At 66.2% G+C, this 24,108-nt stretch carries 21 protein-coding genes; 9 read left to right on the top strand and 12 right to left on the bottom strand.

Annotated elements, in window-relative coordinates:
- Positions 1 to 26 precede the first annotated feature (26 nt).
- A complete protein-coding gene (locus AC3WOB_RS20895; protein WP_492276066.1) occupies positions 27 to 1,331 on the top strand; it encodes a fimbrial protein in 1,305 nt (434 codons plus the stop codon).
- Positions 1,332 to 1,424: 93 nt separating this feature from the next.
- Positions 1,425 to 3,254 (top strand): DNA helicase RecQ, encoded by a 1,830-nt coding sequence (gene recQ / locus AC3WOB_RS20890; protein WP_013391716.1) that lies wholly within the window; start codon positions 1,425 to 1,427, stop codon positions 3,252 to 3,254.
- Positions 3,255 to 3,284: 30 nt separating this feature from the next.
- On the opposite strand, the gene AC3WOB_RS20885 is transcribed toward recQ, so the two are convergent.
- On the bottom strand, positions 3,285 to 4,337 hold the full coding sequence (locus tag AC3WOB_RS20885) for a cytochrome d ubiquinol oxidase subunit II (RefSeq protein ID WP_492276065.1): 1,053 nt from the start codon (positions 4,335 to 4,337) through the stop codon (positions 3,285 to 3,287).
- On the bottom strand, positions 4,334 to 5,677 hold the full coding sequence (locus AC3WOB_RS20880; protein ID WP_492276064.1) for a cytochrome ubiquinol oxidase subunit I: 1,344 nt from the start codon (positions 5,675 to 5,677) through the stop codon (positions 4,334 to 4,336). The genes AC3WOB_RS20885 and AC3WOB_RS20880 overlap by 4 nt, the downstream gene beginning before the upstream one ends.
- 136 nt (positions 5,678 to 5,813) lie before the next feature.
- Between AC3WOB_RS20880 and AC3WOB_RS20875 the strand changes: the two genes are divergently transcribed.
- From AC3WOB_RS20875 to minE, 4 genes are all read left to right on the top strand, one after another.
- Complete coding sequence (locus tag AC3WOB_RS20875) at positions 5,814 to 7,580, top strand: glutamine--tRNA ligase/YqeY domain fusion protein (RefSeq protein ID WP_492276063.1); 1,767 nt, start codon at positions 5,814 to 5,816, stop codon at positions 7,578 to 7,580.
- Between the two features lie 162 nt (positions 7,581 to 7,742).
- Positions 7,743 to 8,621, top strand: coding sequence for a septum site-determining protein MinC (minC, locus tag AC3WOB_RS20870; protein WP_492276062.1), 879 nt, complete (start codon positions 7,743 to 7,745; stop codon positions 8,619 to 8,621).
- 140 nt (positions 8,622 to 8,761) lie between these two features.
- The gene (minD, locus tag AC3WOB_RS20865) at positions 8,762 to 9,577 is read left to right on the top strand and encodes a septum site-determining protein MinD (protein ID WP_041652327.1); all 816 of its coding nucleotides are present in this window, start codon (positions 8,762 to 8,764) and stop codon (positions 9,575 to 9,577) included.
- Positions 9,578 to 9,580: 3 nt separating this feature from the next.
- A complete protein-coding gene (minE, locus tag AC3WOB_RS20860) occupies positions 9,581 to 9,838 on the top strand; it encodes a cell division topological specificity factor MinE (protein ID WP_006217654.1) in 258 nt (85 codons plus the stop codon).
- An 87-nt stretch (positions 9,839 to 9,925) separates the two neighbouring features.
- Here minE and AC3WOB_RS20855 read toward each other — a convergent pair whose 3' ends face one another.
- From AC3WOB_RS20855 to AC3WOB_RS20840, 4 genes are all read right to left on the bottom strand, one after another.
- On the bottom strand, positions 9,926 to 10,150 hold the full coding sequence (locus AC3WOB_RS20855; RefSeq protein WP_332014222.1) for a YMGG-like glycine zipper-containing protein: 225 nt from the start codon (positions 10,148 to 10,150) through the stop codon (positions 9,926 to 9,928).
- A gap of 191 nt (positions 10,151 to 10,341) precedes the next feature.
- Entirely contained in the window at positions 10,342 to 10,875 is a 534-nt protein-coding gene (locus AC3WOB_RS20850) for an isochorismatase family protein (protein ID WP_492276061.1), read from the bottom strand.
- Positions 10,876 to 10,958: 83 nt separating this feature from the next.
- Positions 10,959 to 12,632 carry an energy-dependent translational throttle protein EttA gene (gene ettA / locus AC3WOB_RS20845; protein ID WP_013391708.1) on the bottom strand — a complete coding sequence of 558 codons (1,674 nt, stop codon included), beginning with the start codon at positions 12,630 to 12,632 and terminating at the stop codon, positions 10,959 to 10,961.
- Positions 12,633 to 12,738: 106 nt separating this feature from the next.
- Positions 12,739 to 13,659 carry a DMT family transporter gene (locus AC3WOB_RS20840; RefSeq protein ID WP_492276060.1) on the bottom strand — a complete coding sequence of 307 codons (921 nt, stop codon included), beginning with the start codon at positions 13,657 to 13,659 and terminating at the stop codon, positions 12,739 to 12,741.
- Between the two features lie 99 nt (positions 13,660 to 13,758).
- On the opposite strand from AC3WOB_RS20840, the gene AC3WOB_RS20835 reads away from it, so the two are divergent.
- Together AC3WOB_RS20835 and AC3WOB_RS20830 are read left to right on the top strand one after the other, a co-directional pair.
- Complete coding sequence (locus AC3WOB_RS20835; protein ID WP_013391706.1) at positions 13,759 to 14,556, top strand: AraC family transcriptional regulator; 798 nt, start codon at positions 13,759 to 13,761, stop codon at positions 14,554 to 14,556.
- Positions 14,557 to 14,693: 137 nt separating this feature from the next.
- On the top strand, positions 14,694 to 15,227 hold the full coding sequence (locus AC3WOB_RS20830; RefSeq protein WP_492276059.1) for a hypothetical protein: 534 nt from the start codon (positions 14,694 to 14,696) through the stop codon (positions 15,225 to 15,227).
- Positions 15,228 to 15,287: 60 nt separating this feature from the next.
- On the opposite strand, the gene AC3WOB_RS20825 is transcribed toward AC3WOB_RS20830, so the two are convergent.
- The 6 genes from AC3WOB_RS20825 to AC3WOB_RS20800 form a co-directional block, all read right to left on the bottom strand.
- Positions 15,288 to 16,283, bottom strand: a complete 996-nt coding sequence (locus tag AC3WOB_RS20825; RefSeq protein WP_492276058.1) for an ABC transporter ATP-binding protein — start codon at positions 16,281 to 16,283, stop codon at positions 15,288 to 15,290.
- Positions 16,280 to 17,260: an ABC transporter ATP-binding protein gene (locus AC3WOB_RS20820; RefSeq protein WP_492276057.1), complete on the bottom strand. Its 981-nt coding sequence runs from the start codon at positions 17,258 to 17,260 to the stop codon at positions 16,280 to 16,282. The genes AC3WOB_RS20825 and AC3WOB_RS20820 overlap by 4 nt, the downstream gene beginning before the upstream one ends.
- Before the next feature lie 7 nt (positions 17,261 to 17,267).
- Positions 17,268 to 18,182, bottom strand: coding sequence for an ABC transporter permease (locus AC3WOB_RS20815; protein WP_013391702.1), 915 nt, complete (start codon positions 18,180 to 18,182; stop codon positions 17,268 to 17,270).
- Positions 18,182 to 19,171: an ABC transporter permease gene (locus tag AC3WOB_RS20810; protein WP_013391701.1), complete on the bottom strand. Its 990-nt coding sequence runs from the start codon at positions 19,169 to 19,171 to the stop codon at positions 18,182 to 18,184. Before AC3WOB_RS20810 ends, AC3WOB_RS20815 begins: the two co-directional genes overlap by 1 nt.
- A gap of 84 nt (positions 19,172 to 19,255) precedes the next feature.
- Entirely contained in the window at positions 19,256 to 20,827 is a 1,572-nt protein-coding gene (locus tag AC3WOB_RS20805; RefSeq protein ID WP_013391700.1) for an ABC transporter substrate-binding protein, read from the bottom strand.
- Between the two features lie 188 nt (positions 20,828 to 21,015).
- Complete coding sequence (locus AC3WOB_RS20800) at positions 21,016 to 21,513, bottom strand: MarR family winged helix-turn-helix transcriptional regulator (protein ID WP_492276056.1); 498 nt, start codon at positions 21,511 to 21,513, stop codon at positions 21,016 to 21,018.
- 370 nt (positions 21,514 to 21,883) lie between these two features.
- On the opposite strand from AC3WOB_RS20800, the gene AC3WOB_RS20795 reads away from it, so the two are divergent.
- Entirely contained in the window at positions 21,884 to 24,106 is a 2,223-nt protein-coding gene (locus AC3WOB_RS20795; RefSeq protein WP_492276055.1) for a thiamine pyrophosphate-dependent enzyme, read from the top strand.
- Positions 24,107 to 24,108: the final 2 nt, after the last annotated feature.

Here is a 24,108-nt window from a genome sequence, read left to right as displayed (position 1 = left end):
CAGGGCCCCCTCTCTACACTGTATCTATGATCGCCCCTGCATTCATCTGGCGAAACCGGCTGTCGCGCGCCGCGCTCGCGGCCGCCATGGCCTGCCCGATCGCCCCGGCCCTGGGCGATCCGCTGGCTGCGTCCCCGTATATGCCGGCCCCGCCCTCGGCGCGCGGCATCGGGGTGCTATCCACGGTTCAACCCATCCCCGTGCGCCCCGCGGCGTCCCTGGAGTCGCGCGCGGTGCCGCTCGACCCGTCCCCTTGCGACATGCAGACCATGGAACCGGCGCTGGACACCAGCGTGCACGGAGCGGCCGACGCGGACTTGATCCCCGGCACCGGACTGGGGCTATCCGGCGACGCCCAGCCCGCCCCGGTCCCCCTGGACTGCGGCGTGCTCGCCACGCCCGAAGAACCCGCACCGGACTACTCCTTCGTCCTCCAGGACGGAGATCTGCCGCGCGTGCCCGTGGTCATGATTTCCGGCGTGTCGCGCGCCTCCCGCCCGTGGTTCGCCTCCGCCAGCAGCCAGGACGGCCTGCGCTACGGCGGCAGCCGCAACTGGGTCTACCGCAACACCTCGGGTCCGTCCGTTGCCGTCGGCAACATCGACGCCAGAGCGCCCGCCTGGGGCAGCAGCGCGCCGGTGGGCGGGTTGCAGATATCGAACTGGGCCGGGTCCGGCGCCACGGCGCCGGAAGGCAGCTTCGGCTATTCCTCATCGCTGGGCCGGCTCAACCGCATGGACCCGGCAGCCAATTCCGGCGCGGTGGACTACGGCGACACGGTAGGCAGCGGCAGCGTGCGCTACGGGCTCACGCCTGCGCTGACCGTGGAGGGCCAGGTGCAGAGCGCGCCCTCGCTCACGACGCGCGGCATGGGCACCACCTATGCCGCCGGCGAGTACGGCACCTTCCGCGCCGGGGCCACGCAAAGCTCGTTCGACGCGGCCAGCGCCTGGCGCTACCGCTTCGACTACAACGTGGCCGTGGCCGACGCCGTCAACCTGGGCTATTCCAACGAACAGGTCGGCGCGGGCTATGGCGACCTGTCCAGCTACGCGGGCGGCGGAGCCTCGGCCGCGCACACCCGCAACACGCTGTCGGCCGGCGTCCCCATCACCGGCTGGGGCGTGCTCAGCGGCACCTATTCGGGGCTGCGCGAAGGCTCCGAGCTGGCCGAACAGCGCGTGGGCCTGTCGCACAGCATGTTCGTGGCGCCCAAGGTCAAGCTGGCGGTGGGCGCGGACCGCGACATCATTTCCGGCAACTACGAATGGCGCGCCAACCTGAGCATGCCGGTGGATACCTTCATGCGCGGCACCTGGCTGAGCTGGTAGGCAGGCCACGGCAGGGACGGAAATCTCCCCCTGGAAAGGGGCCGCCGGAATTGCGGCTTAAAATCCCTGCCATGATGCTCCCGGCCTACCCCCATGTCTGACGCGCGCGCCCTCGGCGTGTTGCAGCGCGTTTTCGGTTACGAATCCTTCCGCGGCGACCAGCAAGCCATTGTCGAACAGGTGATCGACGGCGGCGACGCGCTGGTCCTCATGCCTACCGGCGGCGGCAAGTCGCTCTGTTACCAGATTCCCTCGCTGGTCCGCGAAGGCACCGGCATTGTCGTGTCGCCGCTGATCGCGCTGATGCAGGACCAGGTCGACGCCCTGACCGAACTGGGCGTGCGCGCGGCCTTCCTGAATTCCACCCAGGAGTGGCGGGTTGCCCGCGACGTCGAGCAGGCCTTCCTGGCCGGCGAGCTGGACCTGCTGTACGTGGCGCCCGAGCGCCTGCTGACCGACCGCTGCCTGCAATTGCTGGAACGCGGCCGCATCGCGCTGTTCGCCATCGACGAGGCCCACTGCGTGTCCCAATGGGGCCACGACTTCCGTCCCGAATACCTGGGCCTGTCGATGCTGCACGAGCGCTGGCCCGACGTGCCGCGCATCGCGCTCACCGCGACCGCCACCGCCGACACGCGCAGCGAGATCGCCCAGCGCCTGTCGCTGGACGACGCGCGCCACTTCGTTTCCAGCTTCGACCGCCCCAACATCCGCTACCGCATCATCGAAAAGAACGAGGTGCGCAAGCAGCTGCTGGACATGATCCAGACCGACCATGAAGGCGAATCCGGCGTGGTGTACTGCCTGTCGCGGGCCCGCGTGGAAGAAACCGCGGAGTTCCTGTGCAACCAGGGCATCGACGCGATGCCCTATCACGCCGGCCTCAGCGCGCAGGTGCGCGCCGCCAACCAGTCGCGCTTCCTGCGCGAGGACGCCGTGGTCATGGTGGCCACCATTGCCTTCGGCATGGGCATCGACAAGCCCGACGTGCGCTTCGTGGCGCACATCGACCTGCCCAAATCCGTGGAAGGCTATTACCAGGAAACCGGCCGCGCCGGCCGCGACGGCCTGCCGGCCACGGCCTGGCTGGCCTATGGCTTGCAAGACGTGGTGCAGCAGCGCCGCATGATCGACGAATCGCCCGGCGACGAGTCCTACCGCAGGCGCCTGGGCCAGCAGCTGGACGCCATGCTGGGGCTGTGCGAAACGGTGGAATGCCGGCGCGTGCGCCTGCTGGCCTACTTCGGCCAGCAGATCACGGCCTGCGGCAATTGCGACGTCTGCCTGGAACCGCCCCAGGCCTGGGACGGCACGGTCGCGGCGCAAAAGGTGCTGTCCGCCGTCTACCGCCTGTGGAAGGAACGCGGCCAGCGCTATGGCGCGGGGCACATCATCGACATCCTGCGCGGCAAGATCACCGACCGCACCAAGCAGCACGGCCACGAAACGCTGAGCGTGTTCGGCGTGGGCGCGGACCTGAGCGACACCGCCTGGCGCGGCGTGCTGCGCCAATTGCTGGCGCAAGGCCTGCTGACGGTGGACCACGAAGGCTACGGCACCCTGGCCCTGACCGAAGGCAGCCGCGCCGTGCTCAAGGGCGAACGGCAGTTGATGCTGCGCCGGGAATCCGAAAAGAAACCGCGTTCGGGCAAGACCGGCAGCGGCCGCCCCAAGGCGGCGGCCATCGACCTGCCGGCCGAACTGCAACCCGTATTCGAGGCCCTGCGCGCCTGGCGCGGCGAAGTGGCCAAGAGCCATGGCGTGCCGGCCTACGTCATCTTCCACGACGCCACGCTGCGCGAGATCGCGCTGGCCCAGCCCGAATCAATGGACGACCTGAGCCACATCAGCGGCGTGGGCGCCCGCAAGCTGGAAGCCTACGGCGAAGAAATCCTGCAGCGCGTGGCCAAGCCGGTCTTGTGAAGCCGGCCCCGGCCGGGCATCCCGGCCGGATCAGCCCGGCGGCGGCAGCAGCGGCACCGGCGCACGCTCCTTGCCGAACACCGAACGGTAGGCCAGGATGTTGAACACCAGCACCACCGGCACGCCCACCACCGCGCCGGCCAGCACCAGACGCATCGAGCCCAGCGCGCCCGCCCCGTCCCACAGTGTCATGTCGTCCAGGATCAGGTAGGGGAACAGGCTGTAGGCCAGGCCGCTGAGCATCAGCAGGAACAGGGCCACGCACAGCACGAACGGCAGCCAGCTGAAGCGGTCGGCCTTGCCGGGCAGCCGCGCCAGCACCATTTCGGCCGCCACGAAGCCCGCCAGCATCAGCACCCAGACCGTGGCCGCCAGGCTCAGGTGGGCGATGTTGCTCCACTTGTAGAAGATGCCCGCGTTGGCCAGACCCAGCGTGACCGCGATCGCCACCATGCCCACCGCCGTCCAGCGGATGGCGTGGCGGGCCCAGTTGGCGGCGCGGCGCTGTAAGTCGCCGTCCACCCGCATGACCAGCCAGGACGCGCCCAGCAGCACATAGGCCGCCACCGCGCACAGGCCCACGAACATGGAGAACCAGCCATAGCCGGCATCGGACTGATAGCCGGTCGCAATGCGGCCCAGCAGCATGCCCTGGCCGAAGGCGGCGATCAGCGACCCCGCCCAGAAGCCGAAGATCCAGCGCGGCTTCATGTCGTTGCGCGCGCGGATGCGGAATTCGAACGAAACGCTGCGCAGCACCACGCCCAGCACCATGCAGGTGAGCGGCCCGTAGAGCTTGCCCAGCACCGCGCCCCAGGCGAACGGGAACGCCGCCGCGAACAGGCCCATGCCCAGCAGCAGCCAGAATTCGTTGGCGTCGCGCCATGGGCTGAGCAGGCTCATCATGCGGCCGCGCTCGTGCTCCGGCGCCAGCTGCAGCAGAATACCCACGCCCAGGTCGAAGCCGTCCAGCACCATGCCCGCGGCGATCACCACGAACAGCAGGGCCATGAAGGCCAGCGGCATCCAGAACGAAGGATCATCGGGGTTCAGGCCCTGGGAGGCGGCCAGCATGGCGATCATGGCGACCCTCCGCCCAGTTTGCGCACAGGCACGACGCCGTAGCGCGCCGCGTGGAACAGCATGCCGACAAAGGCCGCGAGCAGCAGCAGGTACAGCACGCCATAGCCGATCAAGCCATACAGCACGGTGCTGGAGGCCACGATGCCCAGCACCTCGGATTGCGTGATGGTGCCGTTCACCGCGAACGGCTGCAGCCCCAGGATGGATACCCACCATCCGGCCACGACGGCGATGGCGCCGGAAAACATCATGCCGCACAGGACCCGCTGCCACCACTGCGGCAGCGTGGACGGATCCAGTCCGCGCCGGAACGTCCACAGGAAGGTCACGCAGGCCACGACCAGCATCAACAGGCCCAGTCCGGCCGCCACGCGCAGCGACCAGAAGGTCAGCGCCACCGGCGGCAGCATGCCCGAATACTTGTCCAGGCCGCGGTAGGTGCCGTCCTGGTTGCGGTGCAGCCACATCCCGCCCATGTTGCGCAAGGTCAGGTCGGCCACGTTCTCATGGGCGCGCGCGTCGGGCCAGGCAAACAGCACCAGCTGAGGCTCCGCGCCGCTTTCCCAGTAGCCAGCGGCAGCCGCCGCCTTGGCCGGCTGGAGCTTGGCGGTCATCTGGCCGGCGCCGGTCGCGACCGGCAGCTGCATGAAGGCCGCCACCACGGCGACCACCAGGGCGGTCTTGAACGTATTGCGCTCGCCGTCGCCCAACGGACGCCGCAAGGCCTGCAGCGCGGTCACGCCCATCATCAGGAACGAGGCGGCCAGGGCCGCGCCCACCACCACCACCGCCATGCGCCAGCCCACGGACGGATTCAGCACTACCGCCATCCAGTCGTAGACCTGATAGCGGCCGTCGACCAGCAGCGCGCCGTCCGGCGTCTGCATCCAGGATTGCAGCGCCAGCACCCAGAACACCGCCACCAGCTGGCCCACCGCCACCATCAGCACGGCCAGCGTATGGGCGCCGTCCGACACGCGACGCTGGCCGAACAGCATGACGCCCAGGAAACAGGACTTGAGGATGAAAACCGAGAGAATGCCGTAGCCCAGCAAGGGACCGGCCACATTGCCTATCTTGTCCATCAGGCCCGCCCACAAGCTGCCCAACTGGATCAGCACCGGCACGCTGGCCGCCAGCGTCAGCACGAAGGCCAGCGCGAAGATCCGCACCCAGAAGCGATATGCGGCCGTCCAACCGCCATGGCCGGACCAGCGCGCCCTGATCTTGAAGAACAGCAACACCCAGGCGAGCGCCAGGGAGAAGGCCAGGAAGAACGCCAGGAAGCTCAGGCTGGCCACGAACTGCGCGCGGGCCAGGGATAACGTGGATATGTCCATGATGGCCCGTAGTGTAGAGCCAGTTACATCACTGTGGGGACAGTTTGAAACCGGTTGCACCGGCCGCGAAAAGGCCTCTCCTGCGGAACGTGGCAAAATTGACTCTTTGTCGCTGCTTTTTCCTATTCTTTCAAGAATGACCTCCGCCACGACGCCGACCCCTGCCGCATCAAATTTCCTGCTCAACATCGTTCAAGACGACCTCGAAGCCCAGCGCTTCGCAGGCAAGCGTTGGGCGGGCAAGCCTGGCCCGGCGGCCTTGCAAGAGCAGGGCGGACTGGATCCGGCCCGCATCCGCACGCGCTTTCCGCCGGAGCCCAACGGCTACCTGCACCTGGGCCACGCCAAGAGCATCTGCGTGAACTTCGGGCTGGCGCGCGACTTCGGCGGCGTCTGCCACCTGCGCTTCGACGACACCAATCCTGAAAAGGAAGACCAGGAATACGTCGACGCCATCATCGAGGCCGTGCACTGGCTGGGCTTCGACTGGAAGGCCGACGGCAATGACAACCTGTACTTCGCCAGCGACTACTTCGGCTACATGTACGAGTTCGCCGAGGCGCTGGTCGAAGCCGGCCACGCCTACGTCGACGAGCAAAGCCCCGAAGAGATCCGCGCCAACCGCGGCACGCTGACCGAACCCGGCACCGACTCGCCCTGGCGCAACCGCCCGGCCGCCGAGTCGCTGACGCTGCTGCGCGAAATGCGCGACGGCAAGCATCCGGACGGCAGCCTGGTGCTGCGCGCGAAGATCAACATGGCTTCGCCCAACATCAACCTGCGCGACCCGGTCATGTACCGCGTGCGCCACGCCCACCATCACCGCACCGGCGACCAGTGGTGCATCTACCCGATGTACAGCTGGGCGCACCCGGTCGAGGACGCGCTCGAAGGCATCACACACAGCGTCTGCACGCTGGAATTCGAAGACCAGCGCCCGTTCTACGACTGGATCCTGGCGCGCCTGGCCGAACTCGGCAAGCTGGCGCAGCCGCTGCCGCACCAGTACGAATTCGCGCGCCTGAACGTGAGCTACGTCGTCACCAGCAAGCGCAAGCTGCTGCAACTGGTGCGCGAAGGCCACGTGGACGGCTGGGACGACCCCCGCATGCCGACCCTCTTCGGCCTGCGTCGGCGCGGCTACACGCCTGCTTCGATCCGCCTGTTCTGCGACCGCACCGCCGTGTCCAAGTCGGATTCCCGCATCGACTACAGCCTGCTCGAGCAGGCCGTGCGCGACGATCTGGACCCGATCGCGCCGCGCTCGGTGGCCGTGCTGGATCCGATCAAGCTGGTCATCACCAACTACCCGGAAGGCCAGACCGAGATCTGCACCGCGCCGCGCAACCCGCACGATCCCGAGGCCGGCGTGCGTGAATTCCCGCTGTCGCGCGAACTCTGGATCGAGCGCGACGACTTCCGCGAAGAAGCGCCCAAGAAGTACTTCCGCCTGTTCCCGGGCAACACCGTGCGCCTGAAGTACGGCTACGTGGTGCGCTGCACCGGCTTCACCAAGAACGAAGCCGGCGAAGTCATCGAGGTCCAGGCCGAATACCTGCCGGAAACCAAGAGCGGCACGCCGGGCGCCGACAGCGTCAAGGTCAAGGGCAACATCACCTGGGTCAGCGCGGCCCACGCGGTGCCCGCCCAGATCCACCTGTACGACCGCCTGTTCGCCGACGCCCGCCCCGACGGCGGCGACAAGGACTTCCTGGCCTGCCTGAACCCGAACTCCAAGCTGACCGTCACGGCCTGGCTGGAACCGGGCACTGTCGCCACGCCGGGCGCCACCTGGCAGTTCGAGCGGCTGGGCTACTTCACCGCCGACCTGAAGGAATCCACCGCCGCAGCGCCGGTGCTCAACCGCATCGTGACCCTGCGCGATTCCTGGGCGCAAGGCTGATGCGCCTGGCGTCCGCATTGCCGGGAAAAGGCGCCGAAAGGCGCCTTTTTCTTTGGATCCGCCGCCCGCGCATGCCGCCCCTGGGCGGGTTATCATCCCCCGAACCCCGCAGCCGGTCGAGCGCGCCGTTTCCCGGCCCCAAGACCGCCAGCCACAATCAAGATGAACACTGAATCCCTAGCCCTGGACTTCAAAAGCGCCACCCTTTACGCCATCCGGGTGGTCCTGCACAGCGCCGACCCTGAACGCCTGAACGCCGCCCTGGCCAAGCGCATGGCCGATGCCGGCAGCTTCTTCGAAAACGAACCCGTGGTCGTGGACGCCAGCCGCGTCGAGGAAAAAATCGATTGGACCGCCCTGGTGGCGGCATTGCGCGGCCACAACCTGCCTCCGATCGGCGTGGTCGCCGAAGGCGCCAACCTGGAAGCCGCGCGCGCCGCGGGCCTGACCCCGGTGGAACTGTCCACGCCCGCGGCCCGGCCCGCGCCCGTGATCGACACCGCGCCGCCCAACGACGTCTCCACCCCGGTGCCCTCGGTGCCTGCCGCCGCGATCGAAACCGCGCCCGCGCCCACTGAAGTCTCCACCGAAGCCGCCGCCGAGCCGGAAGCGCCTGCCGGCAATCGCGCAGGCGAACCACTGCCCGCGCGCGCGGCCAGCAACACCACTTCGGCGTCCAGCCCCACGCCCGCCGCGCCGCACTCGTCGTCGGCGCTGGTCATCACCAAGCCGCTGCGCTCCGGCCAGCGCGTCTACGCGCGCCACACGGACCTGGTGGTGATCGGCATGGTGAGCCAGGGCGCGGAAGTCATTGCCGACGGCAACATCCATGTCTACGGCCCGTTGCGCGGCAAAGCCATGGCCGGCGCCCGCGGCGACACCTCGGCGCGCATCTTCACGACCCACCTGGACGCTGAACTGCTGGCCGTGGCCGGCGTGTACCGCGTGGTCGAGGACAAGCTGGACCGCACGCTGCATAACCAGCCCGCGCTGGTCCGCCTGGACGGCGAGACGCTGCGCATCGAAGCCCTCAAGGCTTGATATCCAGCTGGCAACCGCCAACAGCGGCCGGTCGGATGCGCGGATACCCGCGCAAATTTCCACACATCCTGTAAGAAGCCTTACAAGGGCTTTTTGCTTTACGATAACGCGATTTATTCGAACATAAGGGTTTGATCGTCATGACACGCATTGTTGTGGTGACTTCCGGCAAAGGCGGCGTGGGCAAAACCACGACCAGCGCCAGTTTTTCTGCAGGACTCGCGATGCGGGGCCACAAGACCGCTGTCATCGACTTCGATGTCGGCTTGCGCAACCTCGACCTGATCATGGGCTGCGAACGGCGCGTCGTGTACGACTTCGTCAATGTGATCCAGGGCGAAGCCACGCTCAACCAGGCTCTCATCAAGGACAAGCAGCTCGAAAACCTGTTCATCCTGCCCGCCTCGCAAACGCGCGACAAAGACGCGCTGACGCAGGAAGGCGTGGAAAAGGTCATCAACGACCTCAAGGGCATGGGCTTTGACTACATCGTCTGCGACTCGCCCGCCGGCATCGAAACGGGCGCGCTGATGGCCGCCTACTTCGCCGACGACGCACTGGTCGTGACCAACCCGGAAGTCTCGTCGGTGCGCGACTCCGACCGCATCCTGGGCATTCTGGCCGCCAAGTCCAAGCGCGCCGTGGAAGGCGACGAGCCGGTCAAGGAATACCTGCTGCTCACGCGCTACAGCCCCAAGCGCGTGGTCGACGGCGAAATGCTGTCGCTGGGCGACATCGAGGACATCCTGCGCATCAAGCTGATCGGCGTGATCCCCGAATCGGAAGCGGTGCTGCAGGCATCGAACCAAGGCCTGCCGGCCATCCACCTGCGAGACACCGACGTCTCCGAAGCGTACAAAGACGTCGTGGCCCGCTACCTTGGCGAAGACAAGGCCCTGCGCTTTACCGACTACGAAAAGCCCGGTTTCCTGAAACGCCTGTTCGGAGGCAAGTAAGCAATGTCCTTCCTGTCGTTTCTGCTTGGTCAAAAGAAGACCTCCGCATCCGTCGCCAAGGAACGGTTGCAGATCATCCTGGCCCACGAGCGGGGCCGTGGCGACTCGCCCGATTACCTGCCGCAGCTGCAGCAGGAGCTTATCGCCGTCATTTCGAAGTACGTGAAGATCAACCCCGAGGACATCAAGGTGCACCTGGAACGCCAGGACACGCTGGAGGTCCTGGAGGTAAAGATCGAAATGCCGCAGAACGAGACCTGATGCGGCTGTGCGCCATCACTGGCGTGCACCATGGTCAAAAAAATGCCCGGCGATGCCGGGCATTTGGTTTCTGGAGCAGCGCAAGCCTTAACGTTTGCCGACCTGGTCGCCGATGACGCCGCCGATCGCCGCTCCGCCCACCGTTCCGAGGATGCCGCCGTTGGTGATCACGGCGCCTGCCACGCCGCCCAGGGCGGCGCCGCCGACTGTGCTCTTCTGGCGATGGCTCATGCCGTCCCAGGAAGAGCAGCCAGCCATCGCGGCGGTCATTGCCAACGCAACACAGATTTTGGAGAGGGATGCGATTTTCATATTTGTGGTTCCTATTCTCGTACCCGGGCGCCGCGAATGAAACTGAATGCGAGCGCGCGGCGCCCATAAGGGTCTGGAACCTTCAGGATCGCAAAATATTCTTGCCCTGGCTGTGAAGTTTGCCCATGAATTGTGTCAAAGGGCGAGTTAATCTTTGCGCGCCCCAGGGACATTGTTGCAGCACGCTGCCGCTATTTGACCAGACGTAACACCTCGCGAAAGCGCGGGTGTTCGCAAGTACGCATCCACTCGAATATCGCCATCTCGGACGTGACGATTTCAGCGCCATGCGCACGCGCGCGGCGCAGCGCCGCGTGATGATCGGCGGGCTTGCGCGAGCCGGCCGCATCCGACACCAGCACCGCGTGATAGCCCAGGTCGATCAAACCGATCACGGTCTGCAGCACGCAGATATGCGCCTCGCAGCCCGCCACCAGGATGGTCTTGCGCGCGGCCGGCAGCCAGGCCTCGAAGCCCGGCTCCAGCGCCGACGAGAAGTGCATCTTCTGGAAAGTGGTCTGGATCTGCTCGCGCAGCGGCTCCACGGTCGCGCCCAGCATCTTGGCGTGATGCTCGGTGGCGACCACCGGCACATCCAGCAGGCGTGCGGCCTGCGCAAGTTTGTGCGCGGCTTGGAGCACGGCTTCGCCTTCGTGGATGACGGGCATCAGGCGGCCCTGCATGTCGACGATCAGCAGGGTGGAATCGGTAGCGGACAGCAGCATGGCGCGGAACTCCTGGAAGAAGTCTCTAGCATAACGCCGGCAAAAAAAATCCCGGCGGAGCCGGGATTCTTGTCAGGCGCTGATTACTTCAGGGCCTTGTAGCGCAGGCGCTTGGGCTTGGCGCCCTCTTCGCCCAGGCGGCGCTTCTTGTCGGCCTCGTATTCCTGGTAGTTGCCGTCGAAGAACACGACTTGCGAGTCGCCTTCGAAGGCCAGGATGTGCGTGGCGATGCGGTCCAGGAACCAGCGATCGTGGCTGATGACCATGACGCTGCCGGGGAACTCCAGCAGCGCGTCTTCCAGCGCGCGCAGCGTTTCGACGTCGAGGTCGTTGGACGGTTCGTCCAGCAGCAGCACGTTGCCGCCGGCGATCAGCGTCTTGGCCATGTGCAGGCGGCCGCGTTCACCGCCGGACAACTGGCCCACGACCTTGTTCTGGTCGCCGCCCTTGAAGTTGAAGCGGCCCAGATAGGCGCGCGACGACATTTCGAACTTGCCCACGGTGAGCAGGTCGGCGCCGTCGGCCACCGCGTCGAACACGGTCTTCTTGTCTTCCAGCGCATCGCGCGACTGGTCGACGTAGGCCAGCTTGACGGTCTGGCCGATGTTGACCTCGCCCGAATCGGGCTGCTCGCGGCCCGCGATCATGCGGAACAGCGTCGACTTACCGGCGCCGTTGGCACCGATGATGCCGACGATGGCGCCAGGCGGCACCTTGAAGCTGAGGTTGTCGATCAGCAGGCGGTCGCCGTAGGCCTTGCTGACGTTATTGAATTCGATGACCTCGTTGCCCAGGCGCTCGCCCACCGGAATGAAGATTTCCTGGGTTTCGTTGCGCTTCTGGTATTCGTAGGACGACAGTTCCTCGAAGCGGGCCAGGCGCGCCTTGGCCTTGGCCTGGCGGCCCTTCGGGTTCTGGCGCACCCACTCCAGTTCCTTCTTGATGGTCTTCTGGCGGGCGGATTCGGACGACTCTTCCTGCTTCAGGCGGTCTTCCTTCTGCTCCAGCCACGAGCTGTAGTTGCCCTTCCAGGGAATACCGTAGCCGCGGTCCAGTTCCAGGATCCATTCGGCCGCGTTGTCCAGGAAGTAGCGGTCGTGGGTCACGCCCACCACGGTCCCCGGGAACTTGTGCAGGAACTGCTCCAGCCATTCCACGCTTTCGGCGTCCAGGTGGTTGGTGGGTTCGTCCAGCAGCAGCATGTCGGGCTTGGACAGCAGCAGGCGGCACAGCGCCACGCGGCGCTTTTCGCCGCCGGACAGCTTGCCGACGATGGCGTCCCAGGGCGGCAGGCGCAGCGCGTCGGCCGCGATTTCCATCTGGTGTTCGATATCGTCCGCGCCGCTGGAGGCTGCGGCGGCGATGATGGCTTCGAGCTCGGCCTGCTCAGCGGCCAGCGCGTCGAAATCGGCGTCCGGCTCGGCGTAGGCGGCATAGACCTCGTCCAGGCGCTTCTTGGCGGTGACGACGGCGCCCAGGCCCTCTTCCACCGACTGGCGCACCGTGTGCTCGGGGTTGAGCTGCGGTTCCTGCGGCAGGTAGCCGATATTCAGGCCCGGCATGGGGATGGCTTCGCCCTCGATTTCCTTATCGACGCCGGCCATGATCTTCAGCAGCGTCGACTTGCCCGAGCCGTTCAGGCCCAGCACGCCGATCTTGGCGCCAGGAAAAAACGAAAGCGAGATATCGCGCAGGATCTGCCGCTTGGGCGGCACGATCTTGCCGACGCGGTTCATGGTGTAGACGTATTGGGCCATGGGCTCGTAGGAGTGATATAGCTGATGAACCGTTGATTGTAGGCCGGAACCCTGACCCGCGTGTGTCCGTGGCCGGATACCCGGCCTGCGTCGCCTGTCCCGGCCTTCAAGCGGCCTTGGGGCGCGCCGCCCTGGCCCCTGTACCCGTCTGCGCCAGCATCACCCCGGCCAGCGCCATCGCCCCGCCAACGATGTGGAACAGATGCGGCTTTTCGTCCAGGAACACGGCCGCGATCGCCACCGTGGCCACCGGCATGACATTCAGGAAGATGCTGGCGCGGTTGGGTCCCAGGTGCTTCACGCCCTGCATCCACAGGAAGGGCGCGAACAGCGACGGAAACACCGCCGCATACAGCACCAGCGGCAGGTTGTCGCCATTGAGCGGCGAAGGCGGCGCCATCAGGAAGGCCGGCAGCTGGAACAGCACGCCGAACGCCACCTGCACATACAGCGACTGCCACGGCCCCACCGGCAAGGCCCAGCGGCGCAGCAGCACCCCGTACAGCGCGTAGGCCAGCGCGCCTATGCCCATCAGCAGGTCGCCACGGTTGGCGCCCACTTCCAGCAGGCGCGCGGGATCGCCCTCGCCGATCAGCAGGGCCAGGCCCGCCAGCGACAGCAGGCCGCCCAGCATGGCCATGACCGAGGGCAGTTCGCGCAGCAGCAGCGCCACCACCGCAATGGTCATCAGCGGAATCATCGCGGTGATGATGCCCATATTGGTGGCCGTGGTGCTGGCCGCCGCCACATAGGCCAGGCCCTGGTACAGCGCCATGCCCAACCCGCCCAGCACCGCCAGCTTGGGCAAGTTCGCCAGAATCTGGCGGCGCTGCGCCCAGACGCCCGGCAGCACGAAGGGCGTCAGCGCCACGCCGGCCAGGGCCCAGCGGTAGAAGCCGATGGCGGCCGGCGCGATGGCGCTGGCCGCCATCTTGGTGACGATCATGTTGACCGACCAGATCAGGGCTGCCAGCAGCGGGTACAGCAGATAACGGGCAGGAATATGCGGGGTGGAGACGCGCGTCATAAGGGCAATGCACAGGCAAGGAGAAGAGGAGAGCAGTGTAGGTTCTGTCCGACTCGATGTATATAATGAAAAACAGACAAAATCAGACGAAGTTCCGACATGTCAGCCGCCGATTCCGCGCCCGCCCTGGCCAGCCACCTGCCCTATCCGCTGGCCTGCCGCATCCTGCATTTCACGCCGAACTCGCGCATGAAGCGCCACAGCTCGCCCTGGGCGGAACTGAACCTCGCCATCTCCGGCATCATGGAAATCGGCATCGGCGACATCACCTATCTGTCGCCGCCGCAGTACGCCATCTGGATACCGCCGCATGTCGAGCATTGCTGCCAGAACGAGGGCGAGGTGCACTACGCCTGTATCGACATCCCCGCCGCGGCCTGTGCCGGCCTGCCGAAGGAACCGTGCACGCTGGAGATCAGCCCGGTCATGCGCGCCATCCTGGGCGACTTCGAGCGGCGCGGCATCAGCTATCCGGATACGCCGGAAGACCGGCGCATGGCGCAGATCGTCATCGACCAGGCCCGCCAGGCGCGGGCCTACGCCAGCTACCTGCCCGCCACCTCCGATCCGCTGCTCGCGCCCATCCTGTCGGCGCTGCAGCACAGCCCGGGCGACAAGCGCGGCGCCGCGCACTGGGCCGCCACCGCGAACATCACTGAACGTACGCTGCTGCGCCACTGCCAGCAGCACCTGGGCATGTCGTTCAATGAATGGCGCCTGCGGCTGCGCGTGGTCAGCGCCCTGGGCATGCTGGACGCGGGCCGGCCGGTACAGGCCGTCGCGCGCGAGCTGGGCTACAGCACGCCCTCGGCCTTCATCGCCATGTTCCAGCGGCTTACGGGTGAATCGCCCGACAACGCGCGCAGGCGCAGCCAGGGCGGCGCGCCGGCGCCATGACCCCGGGAAACCGCGTCATCCAAGCGCCTGATGCAAGGCGCGGCCGATCGCGAGACAATACGGCTGTAGCCAGGGCCTGTAGCGGGCCCGTATCTTGCCGTGCCGTCGCGGCTTCATCGCGCCCAGGAACCCTCTTCATGTCTGCCTCCGCCACTCCCCCCGCCTCCTTGACCCATTTCAGTACCGCCGAACTGGACATGCTGGCCAAGACCGCCGACGCCTTGAGCGCCTATCTGGGCAAGCCCGTGCTGGCCGAAGTGGTACTGGGCGATGACGGCACCGAATGGGTGACCTTTGGCGTGCCCATGGATGAAAACGCCAAGCCCGACGAAGACCAGACCCACGTCCAACTGGGCGGCCCGGGCGCCCGCCTGCTGGGCAATCGCGGCGGCCTGCCCCAGTCCGACGACGACACTTACGATTGCCTCTACCTCTGGGCCGTCGAGATATCGCTGAACGAAGGCGAGCGCTTCATCAAGCTGGACCACGACGGCGAAGAGTCCGCCTGGTCCGACAATCTGGAAGATGTGCTGCCGTTCGCCCTGACGGAAGAGCCCGTGCCGGAGGATCCGGACGCGGAGGATGACGAGGACGAGGAAGACGAGGACGATGAGGACGAGGCGGACGGCCACGATCACGATCACCCTCACGACCACAACCACCGCCACTGAAGCGGCGCCGGACGGCGCGTTGCGGCTGGCCTGGCGCCAGGCAACCGCGCCGTCCACGGATCAGACGGAGATCCGTCCTTCCTGCACGGCGTGGCAGGCCACCACCGACACGCCCGCCGCCATCGCCGCTGGCGCCTCGGCCTTGCAGCGCTCATTCGCATGCGGGCAGCGCGGATGGAAGGTGCAGCCCGAAGGCGGGTTCAAGGGATTGGGCACTTCGCCCGCCACCGCGGTGCGCGGCTTGCCCGCGCCGTTGATGTCGGGAATGGCTTCCAGCAGCATGCGCGTGTACGGATGGCGCGGCCGCGCGAACAACTCGTCGCGCGGCGCCACTTCCACCATGCGGCCCAGGTACATCACCCCTACCCGGTCGGCCACGTGGTGTACCACCGCCAGGTTGTGGGAAATGAACAGATAGGTCAGCCCCAGGTTGCGCTGCAGGTCCTTCATCAGGTTCAGCACCTGCGCCTGCACCGACACGTCCAGCGCCGAGGTCGGCTCGTCGCACACCAGGAACTCGGGATTCACCGCCAGCGCCCGCGCAATCGAAATGCGCTGGCGCTGGCCGCCTGAAAACTGGTGCGGATAGCGGCCCTGGTCGGCCGGATCCAGGCCTACCTGCTTGAGCAGTTCGCCCACGCGCGCGCTGCGCTCCTCGGCCGTCATGGCGGTGTGGGTCAGCATGGGCTCGGCGATGATGCGGCCCACGCGCCAGCGCGGATTCAGGCTGGCATAGGGATCCTGGAAAATCATTTGCAGGCGCTTGCGCAGGGCGCGGCCGCCCGGCTCCGACATGCGCGACAAGGGCTGTCCGTCAAAACGGATGTCGCCGCGAGTCAGGCCGTACAGGCCCACCAGCATGCGCGCCACGGTCGACTTGCCGCAGCCCGATTCGCCCACCAGCGCCAGCGTTTCGCCGCGCGCGATCTCGAACGAGACCCCGTCCACGGCGCGCAGCATCACGCGCGGCTTGCCCGCGAGCTTGCGCTCCAGCCACGGCGGCGACACATCGAACCAGCGCGCGGCGTCCTTTACTTCTACCAAGGGCGTCGTCATGCGGCCACCTTATCGTTGTTGTCGTGCAGCCAACAGGCCGCGCGCGAGGTGCCGGCCGCCATCAGCTCCGGACGTTCCACGACGCAACGCGGCAGACGCTGGCCGCAGCGCGGATTGAAGGCGCAGCCCGGCGGAATGGCGTTCAGGCGCGGCATGCTGCCGTCGATCTGCACCAGTCTTTCAGCATGCCCTTCCAGCGACGGGATCGATCCCATCAGTCCTGTCGTGTAGGGATGGCGCGGCTTGTGAATCACGTCCGCCACCGGGCCGATCTCGGCCACGCGGCCCGCGTACATCACCGCCACGCGGTCGGCGGTTTCGGCAATCACACCCATGTCGTGCGTGATCAGCATCACCGCCGTGCCGTTTTCGCGGCACAGGCGCTTGAGCAGCTCGATGATCTGCGCCTGGATCGACACGTCCAGCGCGGTCGTGGGTTCGTCCGCCACCACCAGCTTGGGTTCGGCCGCAAGCGCCAGCGCGATCACCACGCGCTGCCGCATGCCGCCGGAAAACTGGTGCGGGTAGTGGTCGATGCGCTCGCGCGCGGCCGGGATGCCGGTCGATGCCAGCAATTCCACCGCGCGGTTGCGCGCCTGGGACCAGTTCAGGTCCAGGTGGGTCACGATGGTTTCCGCCAATTGCCGGCCTACCGTGTACAGCGGGTTCAGCGAGGTCAGCGGGTCCTGGAACACCGCGCCGATTTCGCGGCCGCGCACGCGGCGCATCTGTTCGTCGGGCAGGTTGTCGATACGGCGGCCCGCCAGCAGGATCTCGCCCGCGGCGATGCGCCCGGGAGGCTCCAGCAGACCGATGATGGATGCGCCGGTCAAGGATTTGCCGGCGCCGGACTCGCCCACGACGCCCAGGACTTCGCCAGCCTGGATGGAAAACGACACGTCGTCCAGGGCGCGTAGCGTGCCGCGGCGCGTGGGAAATTCCACGCGCAGATTGCGGACTTCTAGAAGTGCGCTCATGTAAACCTCAATTCAGACGCGGGTTGAGCGCATCGCGCAGCCAGTCGCCCAGCAGGTTGACCGACAGCACCAGCAGCACCAACGCCGCGCCCGGGAAGATGGTGATCCACCATTCCCCTGAAAACAGGAAGTCGTTGCCGATGCGGATCAGCGTGCCTAGCGACGGCGCCGTCGGCGGCACCCCCACGCCCAGGAACGACAGCGTGGCTTCGGTGATGATGGCCGTGGCCAGATGCACCGTGGCCAGCACCAGCACCGGTCCCAGCACATTGGGCAGCACGTGGCGGAACATGATGACGGGCGAGGCCACGCCGATCACGCGCGCCGCCTGCACGTACTCGCGGTTCTTCTCCACCAGGGTAGAGCCGCGCACCGTGCGCGCGTACTGCGGCCAGCCCGCCAACGCGATCGCGCCGATCAGCACCGGGAACGCGATCAGCTCGTGCAGCTCGCGCGGCACAGCCGCCCGCGCCACGCCGTCGATCAGCAGCGCGATCAGGATCGCAGGAAACGACAGCTGCACATCGGCGATACGCATGATGAAGGCGTCGATGCGCCCGCCCGCGTAACCCGAGATCAGCCCCAGCACGATGCCGATCAGCATGGACAGCAGCACCGACGCCAAGCCGATCAAGAGCGACACGCGGGTGCCGTACAGGATGGCCGAGTACAGGTCGCGGCCTTGGCTGTCGGTGCCCAGCAGATAGGTCGGCAGGCCGTTGGCCTCCCAGGCCGGCGGCAGCAGCGCGTCCAGCAGTTCCACCTTGGTCAGGTCGAACGGGTTGTGCGGCGCCACCCAGCCGGCCCCGAAGGAGCCGATCAGCAGCAGCGCCAGCATCACGGTGGCGATGATGGCCACGGGCGCCCGGCGCCAGGCCCAGGCGATGTCGCTGTCCCAGCAGCGTTTGAGTACGGCGCGCATCAGTGAGCCCCCCCGCCGCGGGTCAGCCCGGAACGCAGGCGCGGGTCCACGACAAAATACAAAAGATCAACGATCAGGTTGATCACCACGAATACCAGCGCGATCAGGCACAGGTAGGCCGCCATGACCGGCACGTCGGCGAATTGCACCGCCTGGATGAACAGCAACCCCATGCCCGGCCACTGGAACACGGTTTCCGTGACGATGGCGAAGGCGATGATGCCGCCCAGCTGCAGGCCGGTGATGGTGATGACCGGCACCATCGTGTTCTTCAGCGCATGGCCGAAGTGGATGGCGCGGCGCTTCAGGCCGCGGGCACGAGCGAACTTGATGTAGTCCGAACGCAGCACCTCCAGCATTTCCGAACGCACCAGCCGCAGCACCAGGGTCATCTGGAACAGCGACAAGGTGATGGACGGCAGGATCAGGTGCTTCCAGCCCGTGGCGGTGAATAGTCCCGATGACCACCAGCCCACGCTGACGGTGTCGCCCCGCCCGTAGCTGGGCAGCCAGCCCAGTTGCACGGAGAACACCAGGATCAACAGGATGCCGATCAGGAAGGTGGGCAGCGACACCCCCAGCAAGGAGCCGGCCAGCAACAGCTGCGACACCAGGCTGTTGCGCTTGAGCGCGGTGTACACGCCCAGCGGCACGCCCACCAGCAGCGCCAGCAAGGCAGCCACCATGGACAGCTCCAGCGTGGCTGGCAGGCGGGATTTCAGCAGGGTGGAAACGGGTTCGCTCTGGCGCAGGGAGATGCCGAAATTGCCCTGCAGGGCGTTGGCCACGAAATGGCCGAATTGGACGATGGCGGGCTCGTTCAGCCCCAGGCGCTCACGCAGTTCGATGCGCTCGGCATCGGTGGCGTCCTGTCCCAGCATGATGGTGACAGGGTCGCCGACGTATTGAAAAAGCACAAAGGCCAGTAGCGCGACGGTGAGCATCACCGCTACGGCCTGCAACAGGCGACGCAGTATGAAAGCAAACATAGGCGGAAAAGGCGTAACAGCGAAAGCCCGCCGGCCTGTTCAGCATGAACAGGCCGGCGGGCTGCGCCGTTTGATTAGCCTGGATCAGTCAACCTTGACCCAATCGGCAACGAGGCGATTGTCGGCACGGTGGACGACCGTGACGTTCTTGCGCATGGCCCAGGGAATGACCTGGTCGTGCAGCGGGATGTGGCCGAAGTCCTTGGCGTGCCCTTGCAGCACGGTGATGATGTCGGCGTCGCGCTTGGCCGGATCGGTTTCGGTCTTGATCCGGTCGATGATGACGTCCAGTTCCTTGTTGCTGTAGTTGCCCAGGTTGTACATGCCGTCCGCGCCCTCGCCCTTGGTGCGGATCAGGTTCTGCAGCGTGTACATGGCGTCGAACGTGGGAACGCCCCAGCCGAACAGGAAGGCGCTGGTGTCGAACGACTGCACCTTGGGGAAATAGGTGGAGCGCGGCATGGCGTTCATGGTGGCCTTGACGCCCACCTTGGCCCACATGCCGACGACCGCCTGGCAGATGGCTTCGTCGTTGATGTAGCGGTTGTTCGGGCAATCCAGCGTGAAGTTCAGCGTGCCGTCATAGCCGGCTTCCTTCAGCAGGGCGCGCGACTTTTCCGGGTCGTAGGGCACGCGGGCCTGCAGCGACTGGGCCCAGCCGTGCACCTGCGGCGCGATCATCGTGCCGGTGGGTGCGGACAGGCCGCGCATCACGGCGCGCTTGATCGCGTCCACGTCGATGGCGCGGTACAGCGCCTCGCGCACGCGGATGTCCTGGAACGGGTTCTTGCCCTTGATGTTGGAGTACTGGAGTTCCGGACGCTTCTGGTCCAGGCCCAGATAGATGGTACGGTACTCGTTGCCTTCCACGACCTTGGCCGACTGGCGCAGGCGCTCCAGGTCCTGGGCCGCCGGATCCAGCACGAAGTCGATTTCGCCCGACAGCAGCGCCGCGGTGCGCGTGGCATTCTGCTTGATCGGCGTGAACACGACCTCGGTCACGTTGCCGACCTTGCCAGCCTTGTTCCACCAGTCCTTGTTTTCCTCGAACACCGTGCGCACGTCCACTTCGCGCGACTTCAGCTTGTAGGGGCCGGTGCCGTTGGTGTTGCGCGCGGCGTAGGTCTCTTCCTTGTTGACGAAGTCCTGCGGCTTGGCGGCGTTGTTCTTTTCCGACCAGGCCTTGTTCATGATGAACACGTTGGTCAGCTGGCGCAGCAGCACGGGATTGGGCGCCGAGGTTTCGATCTCGACCGTCAGGTCGTCGACCTTGCGCGCTTCCTTGATGCCGGTGGTGTAGGCCTTGTAGTTCGAGGTGGGCGCCATGGCGCGGTGGATCGAGAACACCACGTCGTCGGCGGTAAAGGCGGCGCCGTCATGGAACTTCACGCCGGGGCGCAGCTTGAAGCGGTACAGCGTGGGCGACACCTGCTCCCATTCCGTGGCCAGACGCGGGTTGATCTTGAAGGACTTGTCGTAGTCCACCAGCGGTTCGTAGACATAGCTGTTGGCGGCGATCGTCATGCCTTCGTTCTGCGAGTGCGGATCGAAGGTGAGGATGTCGCCCTGGGCGGCCCAGCGGAAGGTCTTGGCCTGCCCGATCGTGGGCAAGGCGACGGCGGCGGCGATCGCGATAGCAATCAAAGTGCGGCGCATAGGTTCAACTCCTGACTGTAGTCTGAATACCGGCGCGATATTGCCTAGCCGCAAGACCTCCGTCAATTGAGGGTTTATGCGTACCGTAGGGGGTTTTCACAGAGGGAAAACCTATTGGGGACACATAAGCTTGTAACAAAATAATCGAAGCAAACAGCGTTGGGTATGTCCGGAGGGCGTCCGCCCAGCTATTCGTCGTCCGGCACCGACAGTTCCAGCGGCACGTGCTCCGTCATCAGTACCTCGAGCATGTCGATCAGCATCGCGGCCTTTTCCTCGCCGAAAGGCGCGAGCACGGCCTTCTGGTGCTGCAAGGCCTGATCGCACAGCGCGGCGATCAGGTTGCTGCCCTTGGCGGTGATGCAGACCCGGGTCTGGCGCCGGTCGGCGCGCACGCCGGTGCGCGCCACCAGGCCTTCGGCCTCCATGCGCTGCACCACCTTGCTCAAGGTCGGCTGCTTGGTGATGGCCAGCACCGCCAGCATGCCTATGGTTTCGCCCGGGCTGCCCTGCAGGCTGGCCAGTACCCGCCATTCGGTCACCGACAGGCCGGCCGCATTCACCTGCAGATGGAATTCCGCAGAAATGCGCTGGCTGGCCTGCGCCAGCAGATAGGCCAGATAACCATCGACGAAGCGGGCCTTGTGCGCCGCCGCGTCCGTGTCCCGCTGCTTGTCCAACCGCATGTTGCTTTGCTCCCACGCACCGGAATCCAGGGCCTGCGCCGGCCCGACGAAATGCGCATTGCACCACGCTGGCGCAACCACGCGCCATGATGTGCCGCAATGCTGTTGCGCAGCACAGGGTATACCCGGAATCGCAACCCGTTTTTGCACCATCGCAGCGCCTGAATCGCGCTGCGAACTAGAGAACAACGAGTATATACGTCATTGTTTTAGCGTGATATTTTTTGTTTTCCATGAAATTTCATCTTTTTTGTTGACAGCTAAAACGTTGACTCCTAAAGTATTTTTAAGACGAGAATTTCCTGACGTGACGATGCTGCGCAGCAGCAACCATTGAGGACCCGCAGGCCGGGCCGCGAAGGAGTGCCAGATGGCTGAAAGGTCTTTCAAAAAAGAAGTCCAGCAATTGCGCATCGGCGCGGGCGAAGAGTTCCGCGGAGAAGGCATTCTTGCGGTCACCAAGGCCTTGCTGCAATCCGGCGTGGGCTACGTGGCCGGCTACCAGGGTTCGCCGATCTCGCACTTGATGGACGTGCTGGCCGACGCCAACGACATCCTCCAGGAACTGGGCGTGCACTTCGAAGCCAGCGCCTCCGAAGCCACGGCGGCGGCCACCCTGGCCGCGTCGGTCATGTACCCCATCCGCGGCGCCGTCACCTGGAAATCCACGGTGGGCACCAACGTCGCGTCCGACGCGCTGGCCAACCTGGCTTCCGGCGGCGTCACGGGAGGCTCGCTCGTGATCGTGGGCGAGGACTACGGCGAAGGCTCGTCCATCATGCAGGAACGCTCGCACGCGTTCGCCATGAAGTCGCAGATCTGGCTGCTGGACCCGCGCCCCAACCTCGAAAGCATGGTCAAGGCCGTGGAAGACGGCTTCGAGCTGTCCGAGGCCAGCAAGACGCCCGTGATGCTGCAGTTGCGCATCCGCGGCTGCCACGTGCACGGCCGCTTCATCGCCAAGGAAAACAAGCGTCCCGCCTTCTCGCTGGCGCAGGCGCTGGAAAGCCCGGCGCGCGACACCAGCCGCATCGTGCTGCCGCCCGCCTCCTTCCTGCACGAGCAGGAAAAGATCAAGGAGCGCTGGCCCGCCGCCATCCGCTACATCAAGGAACACAAGCTCAACGAGCACTTCGACGGCGACCAGGACGATATCGGACTGATCTTGCAAGGCGGGCTCTACAACGGCGTGATCCGCGCATTGCAGCTGCTGGGCCTGGCCGACAACTTCGGCAACAGCCGCATTCCGCTCTATGTCATGAACGTGACCTACCCCGTCATCGAGGACGAGGTCATAGCCTTCTGCCGCGGCAAGCGCGCCGTGCTGCTGCTGGAAGAAGGCCAGCCCGACTACATCGAACAGAACCTGCACGCCGTGCTGCGCCGCGCCGGCATCGACACCCAGCTGTCCGGCAAGGACGTGCTGCCGATGGCGGGCGAATACACCACCCAGGTCATGCGCGACGGCCTGCGCGAATTCCTCAAGCGTCAGCGTCCGGAATCGCTGCAGACGCATCCCGCCGCCGCGGCCGACGCCGAAGCCGCCGCCAGCCAGCTCCAGATCACCGAGGTGGCACGGCCCAAGCCCGCCCGCCCGGCCGAACAGCCCATCACCTTCCACAAGCACGTCGAGGGCCTGGCCGCCGTGGTGCCGCCGCGCCCCGCCGGCTTCTGTACGGGCTGTCCGGAACGGCCGATCTTCTCGGCCCTGACCCTGGCGCAGGAGACGCTGGGCCAGCACCACATCTCCTGCGACATCGGTTGCCACCTGTTCTCCATCCTGCCGCCGTTCAACCTGGGCGCCACCACCATGGGCTACGGCCTGGGCGCCTCCAGCGCGGCGGCCTTCAACGTGCCCGCCGCCAAGCGTCCCATCTCCATCATGGGCGACGGCGGCTTCTGGCATAACGGGCTGTCCTCGGGCATCGGCAACGCGGTGTTCAACAAGTACGACGGCGTCATCGTCATCGTCGACAATTTCTACGCCTCGGCCACGGGCGGCCAGGACATCCTGTCCTCGCGCGCCGAAAATCCGGACCGCTCCACCAACAACCCCATCGACCAGGCCGTGCGCGGCGTGGGCGTGAAATGGGTGCGCACGCTGGACCGCACCTATGACGTGGCCAAGGTGCGCGCCACCATCGAGGAAGCGCTGACCACCGACATCAAGGGCCCCAAGGTCATCATCGCGCAGTCGGAATGCATGCTGAACAAGCAGCGCCGCATCAAGCCGCTGTTCAACAAGGCAGTCAAGGAAGGCAAGCGCGTGGTGAAGGAACGCTTCGGCGTGGACCCGGACGTCTGCACCGGCGACCACGCCTGCATCCGCCTGTCGGGCTGCCCCTCGCTGACGGTCAAGGACAGCGGCGACCCCTTGAAGGAAGACCCGGTGGCTCACGTCGAAAGCAGCTGCGTAGGTTGCGGCAATTGCGGCGAGGTCGCGCACGCGGCCGTGCTCTGCCCATCCTTCTACCGCGCCGACATCGTCCACAACCCGACCGGCCGCGACCGCTTCCTGGCGCGCATGCGCACCGCCGTCATCGGCTTCCTGCAACGCCGCCGCGCCGCGCGCCTGGCCCACTACGCCCTCTGAGG

The organism is Achromobacter sp. FW305-C-30-7, assembly GCF_058783105.1.
This window is presented reverse-complemented; position numbering and strand designations above follow the sequence as displayed.